Here is a 23,800-nt window from a genome sequence, read left to right as displayed (position 1 = left end):
GTTGAGATTTAATCGCCGCACGGTCCTTTCAGGCTAGATCAGTCTTTGCAAAATCATTGCCTTTGTAGAGAAGCGCGACCCGATAACCTTTTGCACAGGCGTAGGAGAAGCAGTCTCCGAAATTCAGATCGGCCTCGTGCCCAACGGCCTTGCCGTAGGATTGCGCAGCCGCGAGCGCGCCTGCACCGAGGGTATCTGAGATCATCACGCTTTTAGCGCGGGCTTCCTGAAAAAACAGATCGACAGCAGCCTTTGCTGCCTCGAACTGGTCGCTGTCGGGTGCCTTGTGCTTTCCTGAACGCGACCTGGCCAGGCTTACAACCGCCTCGTATCGCGCGAGCGGAGAAAACAGCGGAGGCTTGTCACTGGCAGCAAGCCGTTTTGCCAATTCGTCGGATCCAGGCTCGCGGTTCAGTATCGCCACCACCGCTGACGCATCTATGAACATCAGTATTCGCCCCACATGGCGTCAGCATCTGCCTTCGCATCGTAGTCAGGGTTTACTGGTCCGATCTTGTCGGCAATAGCCCTCGCAGATTCAAGACGTTCCAGCAAAGGAACTTGATCCTTTGCTGCGTTGATGGCAGCCTTCAAAGCAGATCGAACAGCCTCTGTTTTATTATCTGCGCCGGTCAGCTTCATAGCCTCCACAGCAAGCGCGTTAACCGCTTCATCCCTGATGAAAAGTCCCGGCATTGGTGTATATCTCTTGTGGTATATCCCGATATTCTTTAATGTATATCCAGACATTAGAATGTCAACCTGGACTTGCTTGATGATTGATTAGAACGGCGGCAACAGGCCGCCGGAGGAACCCACAAAGTGTCATCGTATCGCATTAGCGACTTTGAATTTTCTGCAGACGCTCCGAACTTTCAGACCATTCTCGAACGGGCCCACAGCCAGAAGCTTCGGCCCTCGTGCCTGTGCTGCCCCGCACACCCGAAAATGTATGTCGCCCTGATTGGCGGCGAATATTACCTGAAGCGCATGCCAGGAACCGGCCATGCCCATGACCCTGGCTGCGCGTCGTTCGATCCGCCGCCCGAGCTGTCCGGGCTCGGACACGTCGCCGGGGCCGCAATCGTCACCGACGACGCCGGCGACACAACGCTGCGGCTGGATTTCTCGCTATCCATGCGTGGCGGCCGCAGGGTGCGGGCGCCCGGCGGTGACACTGAGGCATCCTCTGCCGTCGCCAACCCCAGGAAACTCTCTTTGCTCGGCACGCTTCACTATCTCTGGGATGCCGCCGGCCTCACAAAGTGGCGTCCGCAATGGCAGCGCCGGAACTGGTGGATTATCCATCGCGAACTGACCGGGGTGGCACAGAATACCGGGACCAAGGCGCAGCCCTTCGCGTCGGTCCTTATGGTGCCGCCAGTCTACAATCACGAACGCCGAGATGAACTGGCCCTGGAGCGGCGCAGCTGGTTGCGCGGGCTGGCCCCGCAGCGCGGCAAGCCTGTCCCCCTTGGTATTGTCGTCGCAGAGTTCAAGTCGATCGAGCCGTCACAATATGGCCGAAAGCTGAAGATGAAGCATCTGCCGGATTTTGCCTTTTTTATGGACGATGACCTGGCGGCGCGCTTTGACAGGCTTTTTGCGGACAAGATCCATGCCATAGAAGCTGCAGGCGACGGGCATCTGATCCTGATTGCGACGTTCAGCATCCGCAATAACTATGCCGAGATCCGGGAGATTGCCAGCATGACGGTCAACGAGCACTGGATCCCGTTCGACGGCGACCGCGAGCATCAGCTTGTTGAGGCACTGAAGGACCGCGCCTATGCCAAGTCGCTGAAATACAATCTTCAATCGTCGGCGCCGGTCGCGAATGCCCTCTTGCTCGACACCGGCGCGCCAATCGCGCTCTATGTCCCGCCAGACGGGCTGTCGGCCGACGACGAGGAAACCCTGCATGATATTGCCGAGGACGGCGTTTATCAGCCGTGGTTCTGGCCGGCCGATGAAATCGAGATGCCCGCCTTGCCGGCCCCGGCTGGCGGCGGTCACTGATCCTTGTCAGATGTAATGCCGACGCCCTGTCGCACGATCCGCATTTTTTCGGCTGGATAGGGTCGAAGCAGTTTTCCGGCCTCGGATTCGGATCCGTCGAGCCAGGCATCGTAATCGCCGGGATCGAGGATCACCGGCATCCGCGTCGGGTGGACTGGCTTGACAAGCTCGTTTGCCACCGTCGTCACAACCGTATGGGTCAGCCAGTCACCCTCTTCGCCGTCGACGCCTGGCTGGCCGTCGCGCCAGAGACCAGCGAAGGCGAAGGGCGGGCGGTCGTCATCGGCCTCGGCCGCGAGGCCGAACCAGAAATCCGTTGCCGGATTTCTGCCCTTGGCCTCGCGGAAGGCTGACACCGGGACCAGGCATCGCCGGGCGGCGAAGGATGACTTCCACAGGCCCGAGCTGGCCACCTTGTCGTCTCGGGCATTGTTCCAGGCGTCCGGCTTCAAGGGCCTTCCCGTCTTCGCCGAGGTCTTGGGCGTCAGAAAGCCCCATTTCATCAGAACCAGCTCGCGATCACCGTTTTCGTCCAGACGCACGACCGGCGCATCATATTTAGGCCAGATGGCTGTACGCGGCTGTTCGTTGCCGAGCCGGTCGCGCTCAGGCGCGACCTTGAACAGCCCCCGCATCGCTTCCTGCGCCGTTGTATTCGCGTACAGATTGCACATTCATGCGTCCTCGTTCCGCCAGATCCACCGTGTCACCTTCCTGACCGGACGCCTTATGGTCAAGCCTGCGGCCAGCTCTGTCGCTGTCGGGACGGACCAGGACCAATTGATCCATTCCTTCGTCCGGCAGCGCGCGCAGGGAAACGGCGGGATATGGGCCTGGTGGTCGGGCCCGATCACCTCAATCAGATCCTTCGCCCAAAACCGAGCAACGCGCCCGCAGCGCGTACACTTCACCGTCAGCAGCATCCCGCTCCTCGCCTGATCGCTCAGGCGCGGGTTTCGGAACGGATTACCTGAAGGTGATCGGGCGGGCATTCGCGGAACATATTGCGAACACCCGCAGAGTCGCAACGGCGATTTCGGAACGACACCCCGCCCATGGCGCTGCTGACCAGGCTTTCTGTGTCAGTTCAACGGGCCACCACCGTTCTTGAATTGTGCTGCATATCCCCTGGTGCTGGTTCTCACTCAGATCGGCACCCGCTTGCATTAAGCTTCGGCACCCACGTGCACGCCCTTCGGCACCGACAAAAGAGATCGCGACTGCAGTGGTAGCGAAGGCGGGAAGCGCGAAGACCTCAAATATCGCAGCGATTCTTGCCTTCGCGGTTGTGCTGAGATCAACATGTCGGGCGGTTTCCAGCCTTTCGCTGCAAGTGCGTGGTGGGAGTGCGTCAACAGCGAGAGCTGACATTCACATTGCCGAGGAACTCAGTTTCTTTCTGCACCTCCGCAAGGCGGCTTGGAGCCGAAACTACCCGTGACCATGTCGAAGCTTCGCGGCGGCTGCATTCGTCCGCTCCGCGACATTACTTGCCTGCGCCGCATGGCACGAAACGCCGACACTAAGGTGGGACCGCGGTTATCGGCTGCGTAAACCATTGATACTGGGAGCACGGGAAGTGGCGCGATTTTGGGATTGACCGAGCCGTCGTCAGAACCCATTCTTTGCGCTGCAATCGAGGGTATATATGCGCCTATTAGCCATCATCGTCTTGACCAGCCTAATGATGCTGGCTGCCTTGCCGCAAATGTCTGCGGCAGGGTCTGCAATGCAAGACTGTGCGGCCTGTCCAGAAACGATGATCTCTGCAGATCAGCAGGCCCCGGCGAACCACCACCAAGTTGACGCGCCTTGCGCAGACATGGCGATCTGCGCATCCTATGCCCTTCTCGATACCAGTCAGCCTCTCCGTGGCACTGATCTGCCACGCCTCCGTCATGCGTGGCCGGAGCCACAAAGTGGCACGACGATCAGTCTGTCTCTGGACCTCCCACCTCCTCGCGCCTGAGCCAGCTCCAGTTGAGTCTGGGTTGATTTCGCTCGACCCATCATCAGAGCGCGCGGCCCGCAAAGCCGTGCAGGCCAGGATACTATCATGAACAAACTCACCCTCGCCGGGGCCGCGATTATTGTCGTGGCGCTTGGTGCTTATGCAGTCACTCGCTCCTCCGAGCAAACCGCCCCCGTTCAGGAAACCACGGCGCCAGCGGAGGGCGCGGCCATGGTGGCCGTCACTCTTCCCGATACGTTGTCGCCCGAGGGGACGATGGGAAAGCGGGCTTTCGATGCGGTCTGCGCTGATTGCCATGGCGACAATGCCGCCGGGAAAATGGGGATCGCCCCGCCGCTGATCCACAAGATTTACGAGCCGTCGCATCATGGCGACATGGCCTTCCAGATGGCGGCTGCGAACGGCGTACGTGCACACCATTGGAAATTCGGTGACATGCCGCCGCAGCCCGGGGTGACCCGCGCGGATGTGACGTCGATCATCGCCTACATCCGCGAAGTACAGCGCGCCAATGGGATCAACTAACATGAAGATGACACGACGCGCCTTCTGCGCAGGTCTCGCCGCTGTGCCAGTGGCGCGCCCTGCACAGGCTCAGGATATATCCCTCCTCACAGCCAGGGAAGCCACGGTGCAGCTTGCCCCGGATGGCTATCCGGCGACGCCGGTCTGGAGCTACGAGGGGACGAGCCCTGGCCCGGTCATCCGCGCCGCTCAGGGCAACCGGTTGCAGCAACGTCTGGTGAATACGCTGGAGGTTCCGACCTCGGTTCACTGGCATGGCATCCGTATCGACAACGCCATGGATGGTGTCGGGGGGCTGACGCAGGACGCGGTACAGCCCGGTGCTAGCTTCGACTACGCCTTCGATCTGCCCGATGCGGGAACCTACTGGTATCACGCCCATACCAATTCGATGGAACAGGTCGCGCGGGGTCTTTCCGGAGCCCTGATCATCGAAGAGGCCACACCGCCGGATGTGGACCGGGACGAGGTCCTGATGATCGACGATTGGTTGCTGGACCCCGATACCGGCCTGTTCGTCGATGATTTCGCAGCGCCAACGGCGCGTAGCCACGGAGGCCGGATCGGCAACCTCGTTGGCGTGAACGGGCGCTACGATTACAGGCTTTCAGCCCGGCAAAACGAGCGGCTGCGGCTGCGGCTGATCAACTCGGCCAATGCCCAGATCTTCGGTCTGAAGCTGGAGGGGCTATCCGGCTGGACGGTGGCTCTCGACGGCATGCCTCTCGACACGCCAGAACCGGTGACGGATACGCTTGTGCTGGCACCGGCACAGCGCATGGATCTGATCGTCGATGTCACCGCCCAGGAAGGGGAAACCGCAGGACTTCTCTTTGCCGCAGCGGATGATAACTGGCGGGTGCTGGCTGAAGTCTCTGTCGAAGGGCGTGCCGCCTCAGTTCCGCGCGGTGCGCCTCAGCCCTTGCCACGCAATCCGCGCATGGAGGTTGTGGGCGTCGACGCCGCGCCTGTCCTTGAGATGCCGCTGCAGGGCGGTGCGATGCGCGGCCTGGAAAGCGCAGCCTTCAACGGGCAGAAACTGACCTGGCAGGAGTTGGTGCAACAAGGACAGTTCTGGGCGCTGGCCGGACAGGCCGGGCTGGGAGAAACGCCGTTTGCCACGCTTTCGCGCGGCGAGACGGCCCGCATCCGCATGACCAATGACACGATTTTCCCTCACGCGATGCACCTGCACGGGATGCATTTCAGAGAGCGCAAGGCAGACGGAAGCCTTGGTCCGCTGCGTGATACGGTTCTGGTCATGCCCAACGAGACGACGGAGATCGCCTTCGTTGCGGACAATCCCGGAAAGTGGCTGCTGCATTGCCATATGCTGGGCCACGCAGCTTCGGGAATGACGAATTGGATCATGGTCGCATGAAGGGCCTGATCGCACTTGCAGCAACTCTTGCAAGCTGGGCGCAGGCCGCTGCGGCAGAGGAAGGCATATGGCGCAGCTCTGTATCAGCAGAACTGCGCATCCTGTCATGGGGCGGAGCTTCAGGGGCAGCCGGACTGGCGCAGCCCCGGTCCCGACGGCCGCCTGCCTGCGCCACCCCATGATGCAACGGGCCAGACCTGGCATCATGGCGACGACATCCTGTTCCGCATCACGCGGGACGGGACTGCCGCGGTGGTCGGCGGGGGATATGAAAGTGACATGCCCGGCTTTGGCGACAGCCTGAGGGATGCGGAAATTCGAGCGATCCTCGACTACATCAAATCCACCTGGCCCGAGCGCGAACGCGCCTATCAACGTGAAAGAACTCAGCAGGAATAGGCCGAGAAAAGTCAACTTTTAGGGAACATCGACCCACGGGAAGATTGTTATTCCCCTAAACGCACTCGGAGGTGACGATGGCCTATTCCCGCTTTTTCCTGATGATTGCCGTGTCTACGGTCCTGATGTTCGGGTTGATGTACCTGAACACGTATCTGATCAGCCATATCTTCTGGTCAGAAACACGCGCCTATATGGCCGTCGTCATGGGGGCGGTCATGGCCTTCGTCATGCTGGCCTTCATGCTCGGCATGTACAAGAACCGCACGCTCAACATCGCGATATTCGCAGGCTCCATCATCGTTTTCGCAGGGGCGCTCTGGCTGGTGCGCAGTCAGGTGACGGTCCAGGACCGCGCCTACATGCGGGCGATGATCCCGCACCATTCAATCGCCATCATGACGTCGTCGCGCGCGGAAATCAGCGATCCCAGGGTGCGCACTTTGGCCGATGACATCATCTACGCCCAGGATAAGGAAATCGCGGAGATGCGCTATCTGATCGCGGACATTTCGGCGAATGGAGAGGCGACCCCCGCCGGGGATGCACCGGTAGCCGAACTGAAATCCGCTCAGGACGCCCTGTCCAGCGAGGTCGTTTCCAAGGTCGATCCGGAGTTCCTGACGCAGGCAGATATTGCCCAGGTCTTCCCGGATGGGGCCGCGTGCAGCTTCACCTACACTGAAACGAGCCCGCCTGTGTTCGTGTCCGGAAACGGCACTGCCCTGGTCAAGATCAGCGGGGATCTTGTCCGCCTCGATGGCGCGGGAGGAAGCTTCAAGGCTGACCCGATCACGATCGAGGTGCGCGACACGGAAGATGATGGCCTTCAGGACTTCGTCATCAGCGCGGGCCCTGACTACGAGGCCGGTTTCCGCGGTCAGTACGCCTGCACGAATTGAGGAAGATGATCATGCCAAAAGATACCACGAAAACTGCCGTTCTCTACCGCATGGTCATGCCTGAGCACACATGCCCCTTCGGTCTGAAATCCAAGGACTTGCTTGAGCGCAAAGGCTACGCCGTCGAAGATCATCACCTGAAGACCAAGGACGAGACTGAGGCCTTCAAGCGCGAGCATGACGTCAAGACCACGCCGCAGACCTTCATTGACGGGAAACGGATCGGGGGTCATGACGATCTGCGCATTTTCCTCGGAATCGACCCACCCAAGGAAGAACAGAGCGACACGACATATCGACCTGTCATCGCGATCTTTTCGGTCTGTGCCCTGCTGGCGCTCGGGCTGGCGTGGCACCAATACGGGACGATCCTGACCTGGCAGAGCTTCCAGTGGTTCATCTCTTTGTCGATGACCGTGCTTGCGATCCAGAAGCTTCAGGACGTCGAGCAGTTTTCGACAATGTTCCTGAACTACGACCTGCTGGCGAAACGTTGGGTGCCTTACGGCAAGGTCTATCCCTACGGCGAGGCCCTGGCCGGCATCCTGATGACTGCGGGCGTGCTGACATGGATCTCTGCACCCGTCGCCCTGTTCATCGGGACCGTCGGGGCGGTCAGCGTGTTCAAGGCCGTCTACATCGACAAGCGCGAGTTGAAATGTGCTTGCGTCGGTGGGAACTCCAACGTGCCGCTCGGTTTCATTTCCCTGACCGAGAACCTGATGATGATCTTAATGGGCCTCTGGATGGGCCTGCGCGCGCTTGGGGTCTGAGATGAGAAACGGGGGCGTCGTCGTAACGCCCCTGGTGTCTTTCCGGCTTAGCCGACGTGCTCCGGCGCGACCGTGGATGTGAAGGTGGCGGTGACCAGCAGGATCACAAGGAAGGCCGCGACCTCCCACCGGATCGACGCCCTCAGCGGGCCGGCGTTTCCGGTCTGGGCCAGGGCGGGGGTCAGCCGAAGCTTGTTCAGCCCTGCGAGGCCGAGAAGCAGAGCCACGACAGCCAGTTTCAACGTCAGGAACTGCCCCCAGGGTTGGGTCAGGACCGCGATCGGATCGCCTGCCAAGATCACGAGGATGACGACGCCTGCCACGACAAGCAGCCCGACCACGACAAGCGCTGCCTGACCGAACCGTTCGACAGTGCGCACGGCTGCTTCGTTGCCGCGCTCTCCCGTTGCTGGAAGCTCACCACAAAGTGTGAATCAGCAGTTAAGGCCGACATCCGCTATTTGTGCATTGCTGCCGCTGCTCGTGACGAACGATGCATGTACAGCGAACGGCAGGAAAGTTTCGCAGTCTGTGAGTTCGCCCCTCGCAGATTTTGCAGTTGCAGCGAATGGCCACTCTGACGCGCCGCACCGCGGCGTGACCGAGGATGGGTGAACGGCCACTCCGGGCCGAAGACGTCGATACAGTGGCGGCTCCCTCATGATGGAGCTACCGCGCCGCCGCATGTCAGGTCGGAGCCCACAATGACCGACGCTGCGCTCCGAATGCCGGCTCTGGCAAAACCGCTTTTCGGCTGTGACTTTTGCACTCCCCTCGCAAAGGGTAGTTCTCTGACTGATGGAGGATGCCAGACATGACGCTCACCGCAGAAGCCGCGCTTGTTCGCTCAGTCGTTCACTATCTTGGCCAAGCAGAGCACTTGTTGGCTAAACTAGAATGCGAACCCGAAGCCAAGGCGCTCTTGGCCATCCAACTCGCTCCTGACAGCTTCGACACAGGGTTCCATCTTGCTGTTGCGATCCAGTTCGCTGCCCGAGCGCTGTGTCAGCCTGTAGGCGCCGATATCCCTGAAATCGAAGAGCCTTGCAGCCTTACGTCTTTGCGCAATCTGCATTCGGCTGTTGCCGAGGCCATCGTTAAGGCACCGAGGCCGGACTGGACGGTGAACGTGAAGCACACGGCAGGGGAGGCGCAACTTGAGCAGTCCACCGCCGACTACGTCGCGCGCTTCGCACTGCCAAACATGCTGTTCCATCTGACCATGGCATACGCTGGACTGCGGCACGGCGGCGTCAGGCTTGGTAAAGCTGATTTTGATGGGCAGCACGAATACTGAGTTGAACTTGCTTTGTTTCGGTTCGGCGATCGGAAAGCTGACATCGCGGTATGTGCAGTGAAAGTCCGTTGTGTCCCGCACACCGGACATAAACCTCCTGCCAGAAGGTGTGACCCAAAAACGGTCCTTTCCGCCGGTGACACAAACGGTTGGGTTCTGGCACATCCTGCCGCTGCGGCGAAGGTCCGGAAGGAGCCCTTTTTGCAGTTCACTGCACATAGCGCGAAGGGCCGCAGTCCATCTTGGTTCACTTCACGGCGATTCTGAATCGGACAACTCAGTCTCAGACCGTTTCGCCCGCATGTCCGCAAGAATTTGAACGCGCGGTTCATGCCGCTTGCGATACAGAAACCGTGCCCAGAGCGCGAAGGCCCATGACATCCAGCCCGCGTCGATTTCAATGACGTCGCGCAGCCTGGACCCTGACTGCTGCGGTTCCACGGACAGAGTGTGACGCCACGATTTGACGCCTGCGCCCTTTTCAGAAGACCGCAAAGTCATTGCTTCGTCGTCGCATTCCAGGACTTCCATGAAATACGGCTGAGGCGGTAACTTCCCGAAAAGCGACACCTGCACGGTAATTTTCTGGCCTTGGTATACGCGACCGCTCGGCAACCCTTCGAAGCTGACAACCCCATCCATGATTTCCTTGAGTGCATCGAGGTCCGTTGCCACCGCCCAGACCTCCTTCGCCGGTGAGGCGTATTCGTGTTCGAGGATGACGGTCTTCACAGTCGCTCCTGTGGTTCAAAAAGCTATCCCTGCTTGATTGACCTAAACCGGACATCTGCGCAACCGCAGCGAAAGCCATCTCTGTCCGCACTGCGGACCCTGCGGTTCTGGGCTACGCTGTACGACGCCTTGAATGACCGGTCCGGGGAAGCCGCGCTGCGGCGTTGGTCATCCTGGCGAACGGCAGCTTCGGGCCGGCTTCGACGAAGGAAATGCGCGATCCGGCCGCTAACTTCGTAGCGGGCGTCGCCACGCCTCGGCCCATCCGGGTGACGGTCACTGGCGCGGGGTCGATTGATCCACCGCCGCACCCCACGATTATCGCTGATCAGGATGTTGAAGCCGCGCTGATGCGCGGGCTGCTGTCGGCCGGGGGATTCGGCCAGGGCCGAACGCCCCGGCTTTGCCTGGGCCACGTCACGCTGGCGCGCGTCGCGTCCTGGATTGAGGGCCTGTTCCGGCCCTCTTTCCAAGGGGTGGGTCCTCGCCATGCTCGCTTCCTCCACCTGCGCCTGACGGCTTCGGTTTCGTGCAGCTGCGCGTGGCTCCGGTCCCGGCTGCGCCGCCCTTGGAAATTCACCGACCCGGTTCGCCACCTGGCAAGGCTTCAGGAGAGGGCGCGCTGCGCGCTTCTCGCCTGAAACCTTCGCCCATTATGGGCACCCCGACCGAGGCAAAAGACCAAGGCGGGAATGTCGCGAAAAAAGGAGAGCAGCATGCTCGATGCCGATAAACAGACCTACACCTGCCGCAAGTGCAGCCACAATTTCGATGTCCAGCACCAGCCGTCGCAATGCCCGGCCTGCGGACATACCGGGGCTGCCCGCGAGTTTCCGACCGTGGAAACCCACCTGATCGCGCAGCAGAACGACGCTTTCCGCAAGGGGATGATCGCTGGCCTGCCCCGCGACATGCTTGGCCGGATCGTCAGCACGCCGGGCGTTCGTGCCATGGGACGCGATTTTGAAACCGCCGCCTATGTCTCTGTCGCCAAAGACACGGTTTTCAGCGAGGCCAATGACCCTTGGGGCGCGCGTGATTTCGGGGCCGTGAGCGTCAACGGCACGAAGGTCTGGTGGAAGATCGACCTGTACAACAACGACTTTGACGGCGGTTCCGAAGCGCCCTGCGATCTCGCGCAGACCCGCCGCCTCGTCACCATCCTCTTGCCGTCAGAATACTGACCCCCGGATCGGCCCGCTCCGCTCAGTGCGGGCCGAGGCTGGCCTGTCGAGCGGGCCCAACGGGGAGGGGCGGTCAACGTCCCCCCCACCATCCCGAACCTGAAAGGAGGTGAGACGAATGGATGAATGGCTGCAAGCGCGTATCGCGGAAGCATGGGCGCTTGTCAGGAAGGGCGACACCTTTGGCATTGGACGCCGCTTCCTGATCCAGCACGGGGCAATCTGATTGCCCGCTCTGTCCCCCAAAAGGGGGCAGAGCACCAATAGCACAAATCAACGTCGCGAAAAAAGGATAATCACCATGAAAACCGAAAAGAACGTCGTCGCCGCCCCGGTCCAGTATTTCCCGCTTGATCGGCTCTATCTGTCGGATATGAACCCGCGTCAGGACGCGGATGCCGAGCGCATTGACCTGCTGGCTGACAGCATCATTGCCTGCGGCCTGATCCAGAACCTTGCCGGGCTTGCCGATGCCGATGGACGCATTGCTATCGTCGCCGGGGGCCGCCGCCTTCGCGCCCTGATCCGCGCATTCGAAAAGCAGCCCGATCTGCTGGACCGCCGCCCGGAACTGGCCGAAATTCCCGTCAGGATTGCGCCCGACGACGCGACCGCCCGTGCATGGGCGAATGTCGAAAATGCCGTCCGCGAGGCGCTGAACCCCGCCGATGAAATCCGCGCCTTCGCCAAGATGCGGGATGCTGGCGCAGATGTGCCCACCATCGCCAAAACCTTCGCCACGAGCGAGGCCGCAATCTATCGCCGTCTCGCCCTATCGGACCTGCCTGCGCCGGTTCTGGACGCTTTGAAAGCGGGAAAGATCACCCTGAATATCGCCAAAGCGTTCACCGTCGCAAATGATCCTGACCTTGCGCTTGAGGTGCTGGCCGAGGTTGAGGGCAACCCTCATGCTTCCGAGCACCGCGTCAAGGCAAGGTTACAGCCGGAGGCTGTCAAGCTGACCGACCGCCGTGCTGCCTTTGTCGGGCTGGATGCCTATACCGCCGCAGGCGGCGAAGTCACCCGTGATCTGTTCGAGGAAAACGGCACCTATCTGCGAAACCCCGACTTGCTGGACCGCCTGTTTTCCGAGAAACTGGAGGATGCCGCCGCCGCCATCGAGGCCGAGGGCTGGAAATGGGTCGAGGTCATTCCCGAAAGCTATGTCAGCTACAATATCATCGAAAAGCTGACGCGGCTCTACAAGGTCGAGGTCGAACTGACCGAGGAACAGGCCGAGCGGTATGATGAACTGGCCGAACTCTATCAGGCCGATGCGCTTGATGAAGAAGGCGGAGCCGAACTTGAAGCTTTGCAGGAACTGGCCGAGGGCGACTATACCGACGAACAGCGTCAGCACGCAGGCGCTTACGTCTATGTGAATAGCAGCGGCATGGTTGACGCCTCGCGCGGCTATGTCCGCCCCGAGGACCACGCCGCTGCCGTCGAGGCCAAAATCCTGACCGGCTTCGCCGCGTCCAGCGGCCATGCTGGCAGTGCCGACGACACGCCGAAATCGCCCTATAATGCGGCACTGGTCGAGGATATGCGCCGCGCCCGCCTTCACGCCGTTCAGGCGGCGCTGCTGGCAAAGCCGGAACTCGCTCTCGACCTGCTGGCCTTCGGCCTGTCGGCGCAAAGTGGCCATGACAGCGTGTTCAATATCCGCCCGGATCGCGCCAACATCACCCCCGAGAAGGCCAATGGCCTGACCCCGGAGCCGCGCCTGTCGGGTGACGGCGAACATCACCGCTGGCTTGACGACGAAGAACGCCTCACGGCCTTCACCGACTTCCAAGCCGAAGGCAAGAAGGCCCGCAATGCCGCACTGACCGAGGGGCTGGCCCGGACCCTGCCCTATCCGATGCAGAAAAGCGCACTGTTCGACCACATCGAGGCCAGCACCGGCGCCGACCTGCGCCAAGTCTGGACCCCAACCGCCGAGGGCTTTTTCAAGCGCGTGAATGCCGACTATCTCGACAGCCTCATGCTGGACCTGACCGGCTGCAATCCGACCGGGAACGGCTTCAAATCGTGGAAGGCGATGAAGAAGTCCGCAAAGGCCGACGCCCTCGAAAAGCTGTTCACCGATCCCGACTATCAGAAGGCGTGGCACATCGACGTCGAGAAAAAGGCACGGATCGACGCATGGCGCCCCGGCTGCATCTGACGAAAAGGCGGGGCGGCTTGCGCCGCGAGATATGCTCGAAAGTTGGTGACGCTTGATCAGGCGGCAGCTTGAATGTGGCGGACGCCGTCGCGGAACTCAACCCCGCTGATGACCTCCGGCAGGCGGTTCCGGCCGTCGAGCCTCCGCCATTTCTTCTGCGCCGACATCATCAGCCGGAAGGCCATGGCGAGCCCGGTCTTTCGGCTCAGGCAGCCCTTGGTTCGCCGGGTGCGGTGCCGGACGGTGGCGAAGGTGCTCTCGATCGGATTTGACGTCCGGATATGTTTCCAGTGCTCGGCCGGATAGTCGTAGAGGGTCAGCAGCGCGTCCCGGTCCTTGACCAGGTTGGCCACCGCCTTGTCCCATTTCACGCCGTAGGTTTCGACGAAGAAGTTGAAGGCGACGTTGGCTTCGGCCTTTGTTCCGGCCTGCCAGATGTCGTGCAGGTGTCCTTTGGCCCTGGCCTGCGCCGATTTCGGCAGCGCGTTCAGCACGTTCATGGTCTTGTGCAGCCAGCACCGCTGCTCCTGCGTCGTGGGGAAGACTTCGCGCAGGGCCGTCCAGAAGCCGAGGGCACCGTCGCCGATCGCGAGCTTGGGATCCTGCGTGAGGCCGCGCCGCTTGAGATCGAGCAGCACCTCGCGCCAACTCTGGGTGCTCTCGCGGAAGCCGTCGGTCATGGCCAGCAGTTCCTTCCGGCCGTATTCATCCGCCCCGACGATGACCAGAACGCATTGCTTTTCCTCGGCCATGCGCGGCTTGAAGTAGACACCGTCGGCCCAGATGTAGAGGAACCGCCGGGTTCCGAGGTCGCGCTTCTCCCAAGCCTCGTATTCGGACCACCAGTTGGCTTTCAGGCGGGTGACGGTCTTGGCCGACAGGTCCTTGGCGTCCGGCCCCAGCAGGGCGGCCAGCGCCTCGCCGAAATCGCCGGTGGAGACCCCCTTGAGGTAGAGCCAGGGCAGCAGTTCCTCGACCGATTTGGCCTTGCGCAGGTAGCGCGGCAGGATGCTGGGCGTGAAGGAGATCCTCTCCGCTCCCGGCTTGCGATCCCGCACCCGCGGCACCTTCAAGGCGACCGGACCGATCCCGGTCAGGATTTCGCGCTCCGGCAAATGTCCGTGCCGCACCAGCCTGGCCCGGCCGTCATCGAGCCTTTCCTCAGCGAACGCGGCGAGGAGCGTTGCCAACTCGGCCTCAACCGCTTGTTCGATAAGCTTGCGCGCACCCTCCCGGATGAGGTCCGTCAGCGGATCCGGCGAAAACCCCGATGGATCGGGCAGCGTGCTGATGGTAGTCTCCGACATGTGGCATATCCCTTTCTCGGCTGAGAATTGACGGCGTCTGAACACCGCCATGATATGCCGCCCCTCAGGGCATCACCAACTTTCGCCCGTTACTCGGCCCTTGGGGGCCGGCCGCACTCATTAAAACTTACTAGGTATCTGTTAGCTCACCAGTGGTTTTGCGTTCTTCTTGTGCCTCATGGCCAGTTTGCGACCCATACGGCCACTTGCAAAGGTGCGGGCTGGCACGGGGGTATAATCGTGGTCCTTCAGTTCCGGGAAGATCGTGAAGATCTCTTCCAGTGCAGCTTCACCCACCGATTTGAGTGCTTGAGGGCCAGTATAGAGAGACTCAGTCTCGGCGCCATTTGAGATCACAACCTCATGCCGATCAAAGAGGATATGGAAGTATTCCACTTCGTCCAGATCATATGCGGTGTCGATACCATCCACTTGGCAAAGCTGTTTGGCAGCAACCAGGACTTCGTTGGTTCCAAACATTTTTTGCGCAATTTTCGAGCTTACCAAGATTCGGTGCTGGGGTGACACGATCAGGTCCGCTGAGGGAGTGTTGGTTCCAAGAGCATGACGCTGGATTCGGATCGGTCGAAGCTTCTCGTTTACCTTCAAACGATCTGCACCTAAGCGTTGTGAGCCAATCCAACGGATCGGCTGAAGCCCGTTATCACGCGTGACAACCAGATCATCTTCCGACAGATCCTCAACAGCTATAGCGCCGCGGTCAGTCTCAATTAGCGTGCCACGCGTGAAGCAGGGTGCGGCCTCATAAGTATCATAGGTATTGTCAGTGCGCTGGTATGACGTGCGTTCCTGATCGAAAGTATACGAGGTTCCATCCTGCAGCGGGACCGATGAAATAAGCGCCTGAATTGCGCCCTGCTCGGTACCATCGCCCCCGAGCGTTATGGTGGTTATTTTATGCCCGTTAGAGCTGTTTAGAAGGTCATATGCGGCGTGGTAGGTCGTTCCCGCAGGATAGAGGACTCCGCCAATTGTTACATCGTTAGTAAATGTTTGTGGGCCCGTGCCTGTAATTTCATCTATTTGACCGTCGGTATCATCGACTTCCACAGTCGTCGGTGAAGCACCAGGGCTAAGTGTAAGTGTGAAGGGTGGACGACCCGAAGCAGCACCCCGAAACTCATCTGGTACTCCCGTGCTGAAATCAGACGCAGCGTAGATATATAGGAAAGGCATAATCCAGATCTTTTTATCTATAGCTTCGCTTATGTGATGGGGGCATCGTACGCTCCATCCGCCTCACTTAAACGGGTTAGCGCATCACCGACTTTTAGTCCACCTTAACAGTCATTATCGTCGCTGACAGAAATGGTCCTTTATGCCCCGAGATATGCTCGAAAGTTGGTGACGCTTGATCAGGCGGCAGCTTGAATGTGGCGGACGCCGTCGCGGAACTCAACCCCGCTGATGACCTCCGGCAGGCGGTTCCGGCCGTCGAGCCTCCGCCATTTCTTCTGCGCCGACATCATCAGCCGGAAGGCCATGGCGAGCCCGGTCTTTCGGCTCAGGCAGCCCTTGGTTCGCCGGGTGCGGTGCCGGACGGTGGCGAAGGTGCTCTCGATCGGATTTGACGTCCGGATATGTTTCCAGTGCTCGGCCGGATAGTCGTAGAGGGTCAGCAGCGCGTCCCGGTCCTTGACCAGGTTGGCCACCGCCTTGTCCCATTTCACGCCGTAGGTTTCGACGAAGAAGTTGAAGGCGACGTTGGCTTCGGCCTTTGTTCCGGCCTGCCAGATGTCGTGCAGGTGTCCTTTGGCCCTGGCCTGCGCCGATTTCGGCAGCGCGTTCAGCACGTTCATGGTCTTGTGCAGCCAGCACCGCTGCTCCTGCGTCGTGGGGAAGACTTCGCGCAGGGCCGTCCAGAAGCCGAGGGCACCGTCGCCGATCGCGAGCTTGGGATCCTGCGTGAGGCCGCGCCGCTTGAGATCGAGCAGCACCTCGCGCCAACTCTGGGTGCTCTCGCGGAAGCCGTCGGTCATGGCCAGCAGTTCCTTCCGGCCGTATTCATCCGCCCCGACGATGACCAGAACGCATTGCTTTTCCTCGGCCATGCGCGGCTTGAAGTAGACACCGTCGGCCCAGATGTAGAGGAACCGCCGGGTTCCGAGGTCGCGCTTCTCCCAAGCCTCGTATTCGGACCACCAGTTGGCTTTCAGGCGGGTGACGGTCTTGGCCGACAGGTCCTTGGCGTCCGGCCCCAGCAGGGCGGCCAGCGCCTCGCCGAAATCGCCGGTGGAGACCCCCTTGAGGTAGAGCCAGGGCAGCAGTTCCTCGACCGATTTGGCCTTGCGCAGGTAGCGCGGCAGGATGCTGGGCGTGAAGGAGATCCTCTCCGCTCCCGGCTTGCGATCCCGCACCCGCGGCACCTTCAAGGCGACCGGACCGATCCCGGTCAGGATTTCGCGCTCCGGCAAATGTCCGTGCCGCACCAGCCTGGCCCGGCCGTCATCGAGCCTTTCCTCAGCGAACGCGGCGAGGAGCGTTGCCAACTCGGCCTCAACCGCTTGTTCGATAAGCTTGCGCGCACCCTCCCGGATGAGGTCCGTCAGCGGATCCGGCGAAAACCCCGATGGATCGGGCAGCGTGCTGATGGTAGTCTCCGACATGTGGCATATCCCTTTCTCGGCTGAGAATTGACGGCGTCTGAACACCGCCATGATATGCCGCCCCTCAGGGCATCACCAACTTTCGCGCGTTACTCTTGCGCCGCCCCTGCCAGTCTGTCCGAACAGGGAGATTTTTACGATGCCCGACTCTACCACTCATCGTCAACCGGTTCTGGCCGTGGCGTGCCCGACCTGCGGTAAGCCGCCCGGTGCCTGGTGCAGCGGCCCAAGTGGCCACCGCGCGAGCGATCTTCATCAGGGTCGAAAGGCCGAGGCCGACCGCGTGTTCATCGCTCAGCATGGCGACACCGCCAGCATATTGCGCACCGCTACCGGCTGGCAAATCGACCCTCGCGGCCGCATTCGCGATTAGCCACACCATCCGGGCCGGGCGCCGCCCTCATATCGCCGCGCATGTCCCGCACGGATCATTGCCCTTGCCACGTCCTCGCCATCAAGGGCGAGCCTTGCCAGACCGCGCCCATATCGGTCCAGTTCCGGCGCGATCCTCAATTCTGCCCGCTGCGCGGCAGCGAGGCGCTCGCGCAGCGCATCCCTTGCCGCCCGCGCTGCCGCCAGTTCGGCCTGACATTGCGGGCTGAACAGTTCGGGGCTATCCAGTCCTTGCAGCCGGATACGCTGACCCTGCCATCGGATCGTGTCCCCGTCGACTACCTGAATTTCGGCAGGGTCAACGCCCACTGGTGCCCGACAGCCGGTGACAGCCAGGGCCAGCCCTGTCATCATCACCACTGTCTTGACCCATCCGCCGCTCATTACTGCATCCTCTCAAGTTCTGGCTGTCACCGTTTGCCCGGATTTCGGGCTGGTCGTCGAAGCCAACCACCCCAAAATCCGGGCCGGCCCTTCGGGCCGAGCCGCGCTTCGCGCGGCGATCGCCAGCCCATCATCAAAGATCGCGCCCGGCTGTTAACCTGGCCGTCGCTGCCGCGCCGGCCAGGGCCGGGCAGCACACCACATACGGTCTTGTCATTCTACCATGCGGTTCAAGGACGGCGCCGGGCAAGCCCGGCTTGCAAGCGCCCGTGCCGGGCGTCCCTGACCTCGCATGTCCGTCTGCCGGCGACCGTGCGCGGCGGGCATTTGCCTTTCGCGGGACACGGTTTCATCCTATATTACCATCAAGGAGACCATTCATGACCGACGCCGACGCAATCAAGCACGAAGCCGAAATCGCAAACCTGAATGCGAACACCGCAAAGCTTCAGGCCGAAATGTCGAAACTGCTGGCCGAAGGCAAGCAGATCAAGGTCAGCACCTTCCTTGCCCCCTTCCTGGCCGCCGCGGCCGTCATGGGCGGCGGCGCCGCCCTCGCCCGCCTTTTCTTCATCGGCTCATGAACTCAGCGGCGGCCAGCAGGCCGCCGCTTTCCTTCGTCACCATATCCGGTACCGCTGCCTCTACCTGTTCAACGGGATCGGCTAGTCGCGCCTACGCGCGCCAGGGGCCGATCCCGTTGAACAGGTGGTTGAGCATGTCGCCGGCGCCAAGCTGCGCGCCGGGATTGCCTTCGTAAAGCGCATTTGCGCAGGCGTTCAACGCCGATATGCCACCGATCTCGTACAGGGTCTCGCCTGCCCTATACACCTTCATCCGATCATCATGCGAAGCCTGGTGCCAGCCGATCCGATCCTTGAATAACCGATCCATGATCGCCTTCAGCTCCACGAAGGCCGAAAGGACCGCGACCCATTGATCCCGTGTGATACGATCCCGTTCATCGCCGGTCAGCAGCCAGCGCGGATCAATGTCAAACCTGTCCACGGCCCTGGCCACGGTCGACGCGCTCGGGATCCGCTCAAGGCTGATATAGGTCGCAAGCGCCGACCGGCTGATGCCAAGGCTTTCCGCTTGCTCATTCCGGCTAAGTCCGGTTTCATTCAATTTCGTCTCAAGACGGGCGCCAATAGCCCCGTATGCAATTTCCCGATCCATAATTTTCGTCTCGTTATAGGAACGTGCGTCTGCAATCGTGGATTAACGTGCAGCGCGCAAGGCAATATACGGGTGGTGTGGGGTGCTTTCGGGAACCTATTCTGTGTCGTCTGGTGGGTAACGGTCAGGAAACACCTCAGCAACTGTCCGTCCAACTGCCGCCGCGAGGGCAGCTTCAATTCTTGCAGAACGGCGGACACCTTGGCTGACGGTTGTCACTGATGCAGGAGTCACGCCAAGATCGCGGGCCAGCTCCGTCATGTTCGTGCCACGAAGGCGCAGATCTGTTTTCAATCGCTCGTGGGCAACATTTATTTCTGCCATCGTCAGCCAGATCCATCACAAGTCGTCACATTAGAACATCCGCCCGCCATGAAGGCGCAGGTCAAGCAAAGAATGCTGATGCTGTAAAATTCATACAACAATCCGGTGAAATTCCGATGCGCCTCCCCGTCCTCTGTCCGGGGACCGTGCCCTAGGCTTGTCCGGCAAGCCGGCCTGCGCCCCGAGCCGTTCAGGGCGATGCGACCGGCTGCGGCTTCTGCGGTCTGCCTCGTCCCGAGCCAGATCCTCGCGCGCCGGTCCTGGTCGCCCTGCCCTGCCCGTCTCGGCCCATTCGGGTGACGGTCACTGGCGCGGGCGGGGGCGCGAAGTGGCGCCAGAGTCTGCAGTCGCTGCCCTGCCTGCCCTCCAGATCGTCATCCCGCCGCCGGGCCATGCCGTCATTCGGGAAGATGCGACTGTTGCCTGCGCCTGGTGATTTCCCCGGCCTCGTTGGATCGAGCGATGCGCCTGCACAACCGCCAGTTCCTGCCGTCTTTTTCGTACGATTGACAGGGATGACGGTCCCGAAGCCATGCGTTCCGTTCATGTGGTTTTTCTATCTGATGAAACCTAGCAGGCAGTCGGGGCAGACCGGCACATGCTGCCATGCGGCATTTGCCTTCAACGACTAATTTCCCCTGGCCTGCGGCCATTCCTCGCGAAAGAAATTAGCCGCTGACAGCCCCTTTCCCTACCCACTCTGTCGTTTTCATCGAAAAACCCATGGAAAGGAACTTCAAGATGGCTTCTCAAAACTTCACCCTCAAAGTCAAAGCCGGCGAAAAAGACGGCACGACCTTCTGGGATCGCTGCGGCGTGGTCTTCGTGAACACCAACGAGGCCGGGGAAATCACCTCCATCAGCGTTCGTCACAACATGTTCCCGAATGTCGACATGGTGGCCTTCCCGCGTCGGGAAAAAGACGAGCAGGAATAAGGGCAGGCAAAGGGGCGGCGCAAGCCGCCCCTGGACCGTTTCACGAGCCCAGGTCGGAAGCCCGCGCTGATGCGCGGGCTGCTGTCGGCCGGGGGATTCGGCCAGAGGCCGAACGCCCCGGCTATGCGTGGGCCACCTCACGCTGACGCGCGCCGCGTCCTGGATTGAGGGCCTGTTCCTGCCCTCTTTCCAAGGGGTGGGTCCTCGCCATGCTCGCTTCCTTCACCTGCGCCTGCGGCTTCGGTTCCGTGCAGCTGAGCGTGGCTCCGGTCCCGGCTGCGCCGCCCTTGGAAATTCACCGGCCCGGTTCGCCACCTGGCAAGGCTTCAGGAGAGGGCGCGCTGCGCGCTTCTCGCCTGAAACCTTCGCCCATTATGGGCACCCCGACCGAGGCAAAAGACCAAGGCGGGAATGTCGCGAAAAAAGGAGAGTAGAATGGTTCTCTTTGAATTTTACGTCATGACCGACGATGCCGGCATCTGCCGCGATGCCTGCGATGATCTGGAAAGCTGGATCGCGGCCAATGACGCCGAAATAACCGGCTATGTCGATGATCCCCTCGCCAGCAAGGAATTGCAGGGACTGCCGAAGCTCAGCGGCTGGATCGGCCCGATTGTCGGCGCCAAAGCCTTCGGCCTGACCCCGGTTATTCAATATGCCGACGCCTGGGCCATCCGCGAACTCGGCCTCGTGGGGGCATGAACATGGCCGCTTTCGACAAGCCCATCACCGCCGGCTTTGACCTGGCCGAGATCTCGGCCATCCTCGCTGGCCTGCGGTTGCTTCAAGGTTCCAACCGGGTGCCGGCGCCGATCAACGAGATCATGACCAATGGCGGCGACATTGACCCGCTATCGCTGGATGAGATCGACGCGCTTTGCGAGCGCATCAACGGCGGGGATATGTGATGATCCCCTATTCCGTCCTTCAATCCGATCATCAGCCCGGCGCTTTCGTAATCACTGTGGTCAGCGCACGCGCGGCCCAGATCTATGCCCGCCTGCTGGCCGAACGCTTTCCCGGCAACAAATTCGCCATTCAGGAAGGCGGTGCATGGGGCGCGCCCGATTGCCACCCTTCCATCCGCGATAGCGCCCGTTCGTTCGAGGTGGAACGTCTCGCGGCGACCATGCTCAAGCGGGACGCAGAAACCAACCCCGAAGGGCTGGCGAAGTGGCACGTCTATTTCCTTCGCCGCCCCGATACCGCAGCGACAACCCGCTGTCGCGCATATGCCGACCATGACACGCCGATGCGGAGCCGCACGTTTTCAAGCCCCGATTATATCGGAACCGCAATTTTCTATGGCGATCTGCCAACCCCGCATGACATTGGCGTCATGCTGGAGGACTTCAAAGCCAGCAAGGAGGCCACCGCATGAGCCCCATTTCCTTCAACGGACTTTCGGCGGGGGATAGCCCCGCCAGCTTCCGGCGCTTCTGTGTTTCGCCCGTGCGGATCGAGCGCGGCAACCACTATGATGAGGCCATCGAGGTTTGCCCCCCTGCGGAACGCGCCTTCTGGTCGATCTATGGCGATACCGGCCAAGGCTGGCAGCTTGTCCATGATGCTGAGGTCGGCGAGGCTGGCCGCGCCCTGCTGGCGCTTGAGGTCGCGACCGGCGCACCCGTCCACTATGTCGATTGCGACTGGCGCAGTACCGGCGGGACTGTCGCGGGGCTGGCCGACCGACTGGCCGAGCGCATCCATGACGAGATCCCCGGATATGATGGCCCCGAGGATTTCCGCGATGACGATTTCGAAAATCATCCGCTGGCCGAGCTGCGCGAACTGCTGCTGGATGCCACCAACGGGAAGGATCAGAAATGAACGCCCCGCTGTCCTTCAATGCAGGGGCGCTTGTCGCGCCCCTCAACATCGAGGCCATTTGCATGATGCGCGAACGCGCGCTGTCCGAGATGGAAGAGGCTATTGCCGCTATTGCGAAGGGCTACGCCCTCGCGCGCGGCGCGGCCGAGACCGCCAAGGGCGCGACCGCCGGTCACGCCTCTTACCTGCACTACGACGACAACCAGACCGTCGAAAAATCCCTCTATCCCGATTTCGACACCGAAAAGACCTTCGCCACCTACAAGCGCACCCTGGATGCCGCAATCTGGCGCCGCATCGTCGAGGAAACCCGCCTCAAGGAAATCATGGACCGCACCGAACGCGACCAGCTCGACAAGCAGATGGCCGCAAACGACATGCCGGAACCGACATTCGAGACGATCCGGGCCACCCTCGCCCGCCTGACCGGCGAGGCCAACCTGATCTTTCAGCGCGGCGTGGCGCGCGCCTTCGCGTCACTGTCGCCCGCCTTCAAGAGCCACGACGCCTTCAAGATCAACAAGCGCATGATCTTCGAATGGGTGTTCAGCGAAGGGGGGTACTGGTCCTATTCTGGACATGGCGAACAGATGCGCCGCACCTTGGCCGACGTTGAGCGGGTGTTTTCGCAGCTTGCCGGCAACCGGACCTATGGCGCGCTTGAGCACGCCATCGAGGTTAGCCGACGCGGCCGCTACGGCGCACGGCAGAGCGAGGTCGAAAGCGAATATTTCCTCGCCCGCACCTTCAAGAATGGAAACCTGCATCTCTGGATCAAGGATGAAACCCTGTTGCGGAAGGTGAACCGCGTGCTGGCCGATTATTACGGCGAGGTGCTGCCCGACGCCGCCGGCGCCGAGGCGCAGCCCGCCGATTTCTGGCCGGGCACCGCGCTTGCAAAGGATCTGGCCTTCTATCCGACCCCGGCCGAAGTCGTCGACTACCTGCTTGACGGGCTGCGGATCGAACCGGGCGCGCGGATCCTGGAACCAAGCGCCGGCGTCGGCGCGCTCGTCCGCCCCCTGCTGGCGCAGGGCGCGAACGTCGACGCGATCGAGGTCCATCCCGACCGGACCGAGGCTCTGCGCGGCATCGCCCACCCCGCCCTGAGCGTGAAATGCGCGAACTTCCTGAAGCTGCCCGCCCGGCCGGTCTATGATTATGTCGTCATGAACCCGCCGTTCGCCGGGACACATTTCATGAATCATCTGAGGCATGCCTTCGACTTCCTGAAGCCGGGCGGCGAGCTGCGCGCGATCCTGCCCGCCTCTGCCGAGGTCGGCAGCACCGCAAAGCACGAATGCTTTCGGGCATGGGCCGAGAGCCATGCCACGCGCGGCTGGCGGCGCGGTCTCTGGCGAGACCTGCCGGCCGAGAGCTTCGCCAGTGTCGGTGTGCGCATCAATACGGTGGTCCTCACCCTGACAAAGTGATACCGTTCCCTAACCTTTTTTCGCGAAAAGGCA

The 23,800-nt window shown here is 61.3% G+C and carries 29 protein-coding genes; 18 read left to right on the top strand and 11 right to left on the bottom strand.

Features of this window, described 5'->3' with window-relative positions; translation table 11 throughout:
• Positions 1-28: 28 nt before the first annotated feature.
• Entirely contained in the window at positions 29-448 is a 420-nt protein-coding gene (locus BLT73_RS15370) for a type II toxin-antitoxin system VapC family toxin (protein WP_090525253.1), read from the bottom strand.
• Positions 448-750, bottom strand: coding sequence for a type II toxin-antitoxin system VapB family antitoxin (locus BLT73_RS15365; protein WP_245727362.1), 303 nt, complete (start codon positions 748-750; stop codon positions 448-450). The genes BLT73_RS15370 and BLT73_RS15365 overlap by 1 nt, the downstream gene beginning before the upstream one ends.
• Positions 751-822: 72 nt before the next feature.
• Here BLT73_RS15365 and BLT73_RS15360 point away from each other — a divergent pair, with 72 nt between their 5' ends.
• Positions 823-2,019 (top strand): DUF1173 family protein, encoded by a 1,197-nt coding sequence (locus BLT73_RS15360; RefSeq protein WP_090525249.1) that lies wholly within the window; start codon positions 823-825, stop codon positions 2,017-2,019.
• Here the strand turns inward: BLT73_RS15360 and BLT73_RS15355 are convergent.
• The gene (locus BLT73_RS15355) at positions 2,013-2,693 is read right to left on the bottom strand and encodes an SOS response-associated peptidase (RefSeq protein WP_090525247.1); all 681 of its coding nucleotides are present in this window, start codon (positions 2,691-2,693) and stop codon (positions 2,013-2,015) included. The two genes, BLT73_RS15360 and BLT73_RS15355, sit on opposite strands and share 7 nt — an antisense overlap.
• A 1,382-nt stretch (positions 2,694-4,075) precedes the next feature.
• On the opposite strand from BLT73_RS15355, the gene BLT73_RS15345 reads away from it, so the two are divergent.
• From BLT73_RS15345 to BLT73_RS15325, 5 genes are all read left to right on the top strand, one after another.
• Positions 4,076-4,516 carry a c-type cytochrome gene (locus tag BLT73_RS15345; RefSeq protein WP_090525243.1) on the top strand — a complete coding sequence of 147 codons (441 nt, stop codon included), beginning with the start codon at positions 4,076-4,078 and terminating at the stop codon, positions 4,514-4,516.
• A gap of 1 nt (position 4,517) precedes the next feature.
• Positions 4,518-5,897, top strand: coding sequence for a multicopper oxidase family protein (locus tag BLT73_RS15340; protein ID WP_090525241.1), 1,380 nt, complete (start codon positions 4,518-4,520; stop codon positions 5,895-5,897).
• Between the two features lie 15 nt (positions 5,898-5,912).
• Complete coding sequence (locus BLT73_RS15335; RefSeq protein WP_143025698.1) at positions 5,913-6,296, top strand: c-type cytochrome; 384 nt, start codon at positions 5,913-5,915, stop codon at positions 6,294-6,296.
• A gap of 77 nt (positions 6,297-6,373) precedes the next feature.
• Positions 6,374-7,198 carry a DUF6692 family protein gene (locus BLT73_RS15330; RefSeq protein WP_176805154.1) on the top strand — a complete coding sequence of 275 codons (825 nt, stop codon included), beginning with the start codon at positions 6,374-6,376 and terminating at the stop codon, positions 7,196-7,198.
• A gap of 11 nt (positions 7,199-7,209) precedes the next feature.
• Complete coding sequence (locus BLT73_RS15325) at positions 7,210-7,971, top strand: glutaredoxin family protein (RefSeq protein WP_176805152.1); 762 nt, start codon at positions 7,210-7,212, stop codon at positions 7,969-7,971.
• A gap of 47 nt (positions 7,972-8,018) precedes the next feature.
• On the opposite strand, the gene BLT73_RS15320 is transcribed toward BLT73_RS15325, so the two are convergent.
• The gene (locus BLT73_RS15320) at positions 8,019-8,351 is read right to left on the bottom strand and encodes a CopD family protein (protein ID WP_245727360.1); all 333 of its coding nucleotides are present in this window, start codon (positions 8,349-8,351) and stop codon (positions 8,019-8,021) included.
• Positions 8,352-8,785: 434 nt separating this feature from the next.
• Here BLT73_RS15320 and BLT73_RS15315 point away from each other — a divergent pair, with 434 nt between their 5' ends.
• Positions 8,786-9,268, top strand: coding sequence for a DUF1993 family protein (locus BLT73_RS15315; RefSeq protein ID WP_176805150.1), 483 nt, complete (start codon positions 8,786-8,788; stop codon positions 9,266-9,268).
• A 252-nt stretch (positions 9,269-9,520) separates the two neighbouring features.
• Here BLT73_RS15315 and BLT73_RS15310 read toward each other — a convergent pair whose 3' ends face one another.
• Entirely contained in the window at positions 9,521-10,000 is a 480-nt protein-coding gene (locus tag BLT73_RS15310; RefSeq protein ID WP_090525237.1) for an SRPBCC family protein, read from the bottom strand.
• A gap of 212 nt (positions 10,001-10,212) precedes the next feature.
• On the opposite strand from BLT73_RS15310, the gene BLT73_RS15305 reads away from it, so the two are divergent.
• From BLT73_RS15305 to BLT73_RS15295, 3 genes are all read left to right on the top strand, one after another.
• The gene (locus BLT73_RS15305) at positions 10,213-10,641 is read left to right on the top strand and encodes a hypothetical protein (RefSeq protein ID WP_176805148.1); all 429 of its coding nucleotides are present in this window, start codon (positions 10,213-10,215) and stop codon (positions 10,639-10,641) included.
• 75 nt (positions 10,642-10,716) lie between these two features.
• On the top strand, positions 10,717-11,184 hold the full coding sequence (locus BLT73_RS15300; RefSeq protein WP_090525234.1) for a DUF3768 domain-containing protein: 468 nt from the start codon (positions 10,717-10,719) through the stop codon (positions 11,182-11,184).
• Between the two features lie 301 nt (positions 11,185-11,485).
• Complete coding sequence (locus BLT73_RS15295) at positions 11,486-13,354, top strand: ParB/RepB/Spo0J family partition protein (protein ID WP_090525232.1); 1,869 nt, start codon at positions 11,486-11,488, stop codon at positions 13,352-13,354.
• 56 nt (positions 13,355-13,410) lie between these two features.
• On the opposite strand, the gene BLT73_RS15290 is transcribed toward BLT73_RS15295, so the two are convergent.
• The 3 genes from BLT73_RS15290 to BLT73_RS15280 all read right to left on the bottom strand — a co-directional run bounded on the left by BLT73_RS15290 (position 13,411) and on the right by BLT73_RS15280 (position 17,288).
• Positions 13,411-14,661, bottom strand: a complete 1,251-nt coding sequence (locus tag BLT73_RS15290; protein ID WP_090525229.1) for an IS256 family transposase — start codon at positions 14,659-14,661, stop codon at positions 13,411-13,413.
• A 141-nt stretch (positions 14,662-14,802) separates the two neighbouring features.
• Entirely contained in the window at positions 14,803-15,858 is a 1,056-nt protein-coding gene (locus BLT73_RS15285) for a Hint domain-containing protein (RefSeq protein WP_090525231.1), read from the bottom strand.
• A gap of 179 nt (positions 15,859-16,037) precedes the next feature.
• Positions 16,038-17,288: an IS256 family transposase gene (locus tag BLT73_RS15280; RefSeq protein ID WP_090525229.1), complete on the bottom strand. Its 1,251-nt coding sequence runs from the start codon at positions 17,286-17,288 to the stop codon at positions 16,038-16,040.
• Positions 17,289-17,337: 49 nt separating this feature from the next.
• Between BLT73_RS15280 and BLT73_RS17855 the strand changes: the two genes are divergently transcribed.
• Complete coding sequence (locus BLT73_RS17855; protein WP_425438829.1) at positions 17,338-17,661, top strand: zinc finger domain-containing protein; 324 nt, start codon at positions 17,338-17,340, stop codon at positions 17,659-17,661.
• On the opposite strand, the gene BLT73_RS15270 is transcribed toward BLT73_RS17855, so the two are convergent.
• Positions 17,658-18,065, bottom strand: a complete 408-nt coding sequence (locus BLT73_RS15270) for a thermonuclease family protein (protein ID WP_090525225.1) — start codon at positions 18,063-18,065, stop codon at positions 17,658-17,660. The genes BLT73_RS17855 and BLT73_RS15270 overlap by 4 nt on opposite strands.
• 380 nt (positions 18,066-18,445) lie before the next feature.
• Here BLT73_RS15270 and BLT73_RS15265 point away from each other — a divergent pair, with 380 nt between their 5' ends.
• On the top strand, positions 18,446-18,649 hold the full coding sequence (locus BLT73_RS15265; RefSeq protein WP_090525223.1) for a hypothetical protein: 204 nt from the start codon (positions 18,446-18,448) through the stop codon (positions 18,647-18,649).
• 91 nt (positions 18,650-18,740) lie between these two features.
• Here the strand turns inward: BLT73_RS15265 and BLT73_RS15260 are convergent, their stop codons facing one another.
• Both BLT73_RS15260 and BLT73_RS15255 read right to left on the bottom strand, forming a co-directional pair.
• Positions 18,741-19,244, bottom strand: a complete 504-nt coding sequence (locus BLT73_RS15260; protein ID WP_090525222.1) for a helix-turn-helix domain-containing protein — start codon at positions 19,242-19,244, stop codon at positions 18,741-18,743.
• Positions 19,245-19,340: 96 nt separating this feature from the next.
• On the bottom strand, positions 19,341-19,568 hold the full coding sequence (locus BLT73_RS15255; RefSeq protein ID WP_090525220.1) for a helix-turn-helix domain-containing protein: 228 nt from the start codon (positions 19,566-19,568) through the stop codon (positions 19,341-19,343).
• A gap of 741 nt (positions 19,569-20,309) precedes the next feature.
• Between BLT73_RS15255 and BLT73_RS15250 the strand changes: the two genes are divergently transcribed.
• The 6 genes from BLT73_RS15250 (at position 20,310) to BLT73_RS15225 (ending at position 23,767) form a co-directional block, all read left to right on the top strand.
• Positions 20,310-20,504 carry a hypothetical protein gene (locus tag BLT73_RS15250; protein WP_143025697.1) on the top strand — a complete coding sequence of 65 codons (195 nt, stop codon included), beginning with the start codon at positions 20,310-20,312 and terminating at the stop codon, positions 20,502-20,504.
• A 435-nt stretch (positions 20,505-20,939) separates the two neighbouring features.
• Entirely contained in the window at positions 20,940-21,206 is a 267-nt protein-coding gene (locus tag BLT73_RS15245) for a hypothetical protein (RefSeq protein ID WP_090525216.1), read from the top strand.
• A 2-nt stretch (positions 21,207-21,208) separates the two neighbouring features.
• The gene (locus tag BLT73_RS15240; protein ID WP_143025696.1) at positions 21,209-21,412 is read left to right on the top strand and encodes a hypothetical protein; all 204 of its coding nucleotides are present in this window, start codon (positions 21,209-21,211) and stop codon (positions 21,410-21,412) included.
• Positions 21,412-21,885, top strand: coding sequence for a hypothetical protein (locus BLT73_RS15235; protein ID WP_090525212.1), 474 nt, complete (start codon positions 21,412-21,414; stop codon positions 21,883-21,885). Before BLT73_RS15240 ends, BLT73_RS15235 begins: the two co-directional genes overlap by 1 nt.
• Positions 21,882-22,334 carry a hypothetical protein gene (locus BLT73_RS15230; RefSeq protein WP_090525210.1) on the top strand — a complete coding sequence of 151 codons (453 nt, stop codon included), beginning with the start codon at positions 21,882-21,884 and terminating at the stop codon, positions 22,332-22,334. Before BLT73_RS15235 ends, BLT73_RS15230 begins: the two co-directional genes overlap by 4 nt.
• On the top strand, positions 22,331-23,767 hold the full coding sequence (locus BLT73_RS15225; RefSeq protein ID WP_090525208.1) for a DUF4942 domain-containing protein: 1,437 nt from the start codon (positions 22,331-22,333) through the stop codon (positions 23,765-23,767). The genes BLT73_RS15230 and BLT73_RS15225 overlap by 4 nt, the downstream gene beginning before the upstream one ends.
• The last annotated feature ends 33 nt before the right edge of the window (positions 23,768-23,800 follow it).

The organism is Paracoccus isoporae (assembly GCF_900101865.1).
Classification (GTDB): domain Bacteria; phylum Pseudomonadota; class Alphaproteobacteria; order Rhodobacterales; family Rhodobacteraceae; genus Paracoccus; species Paracoccus isoporae.
Note: the sequence above shows the minus strand (reverse complement) of the source record. Positions and strands in the feature narration are given on the sequence as shown.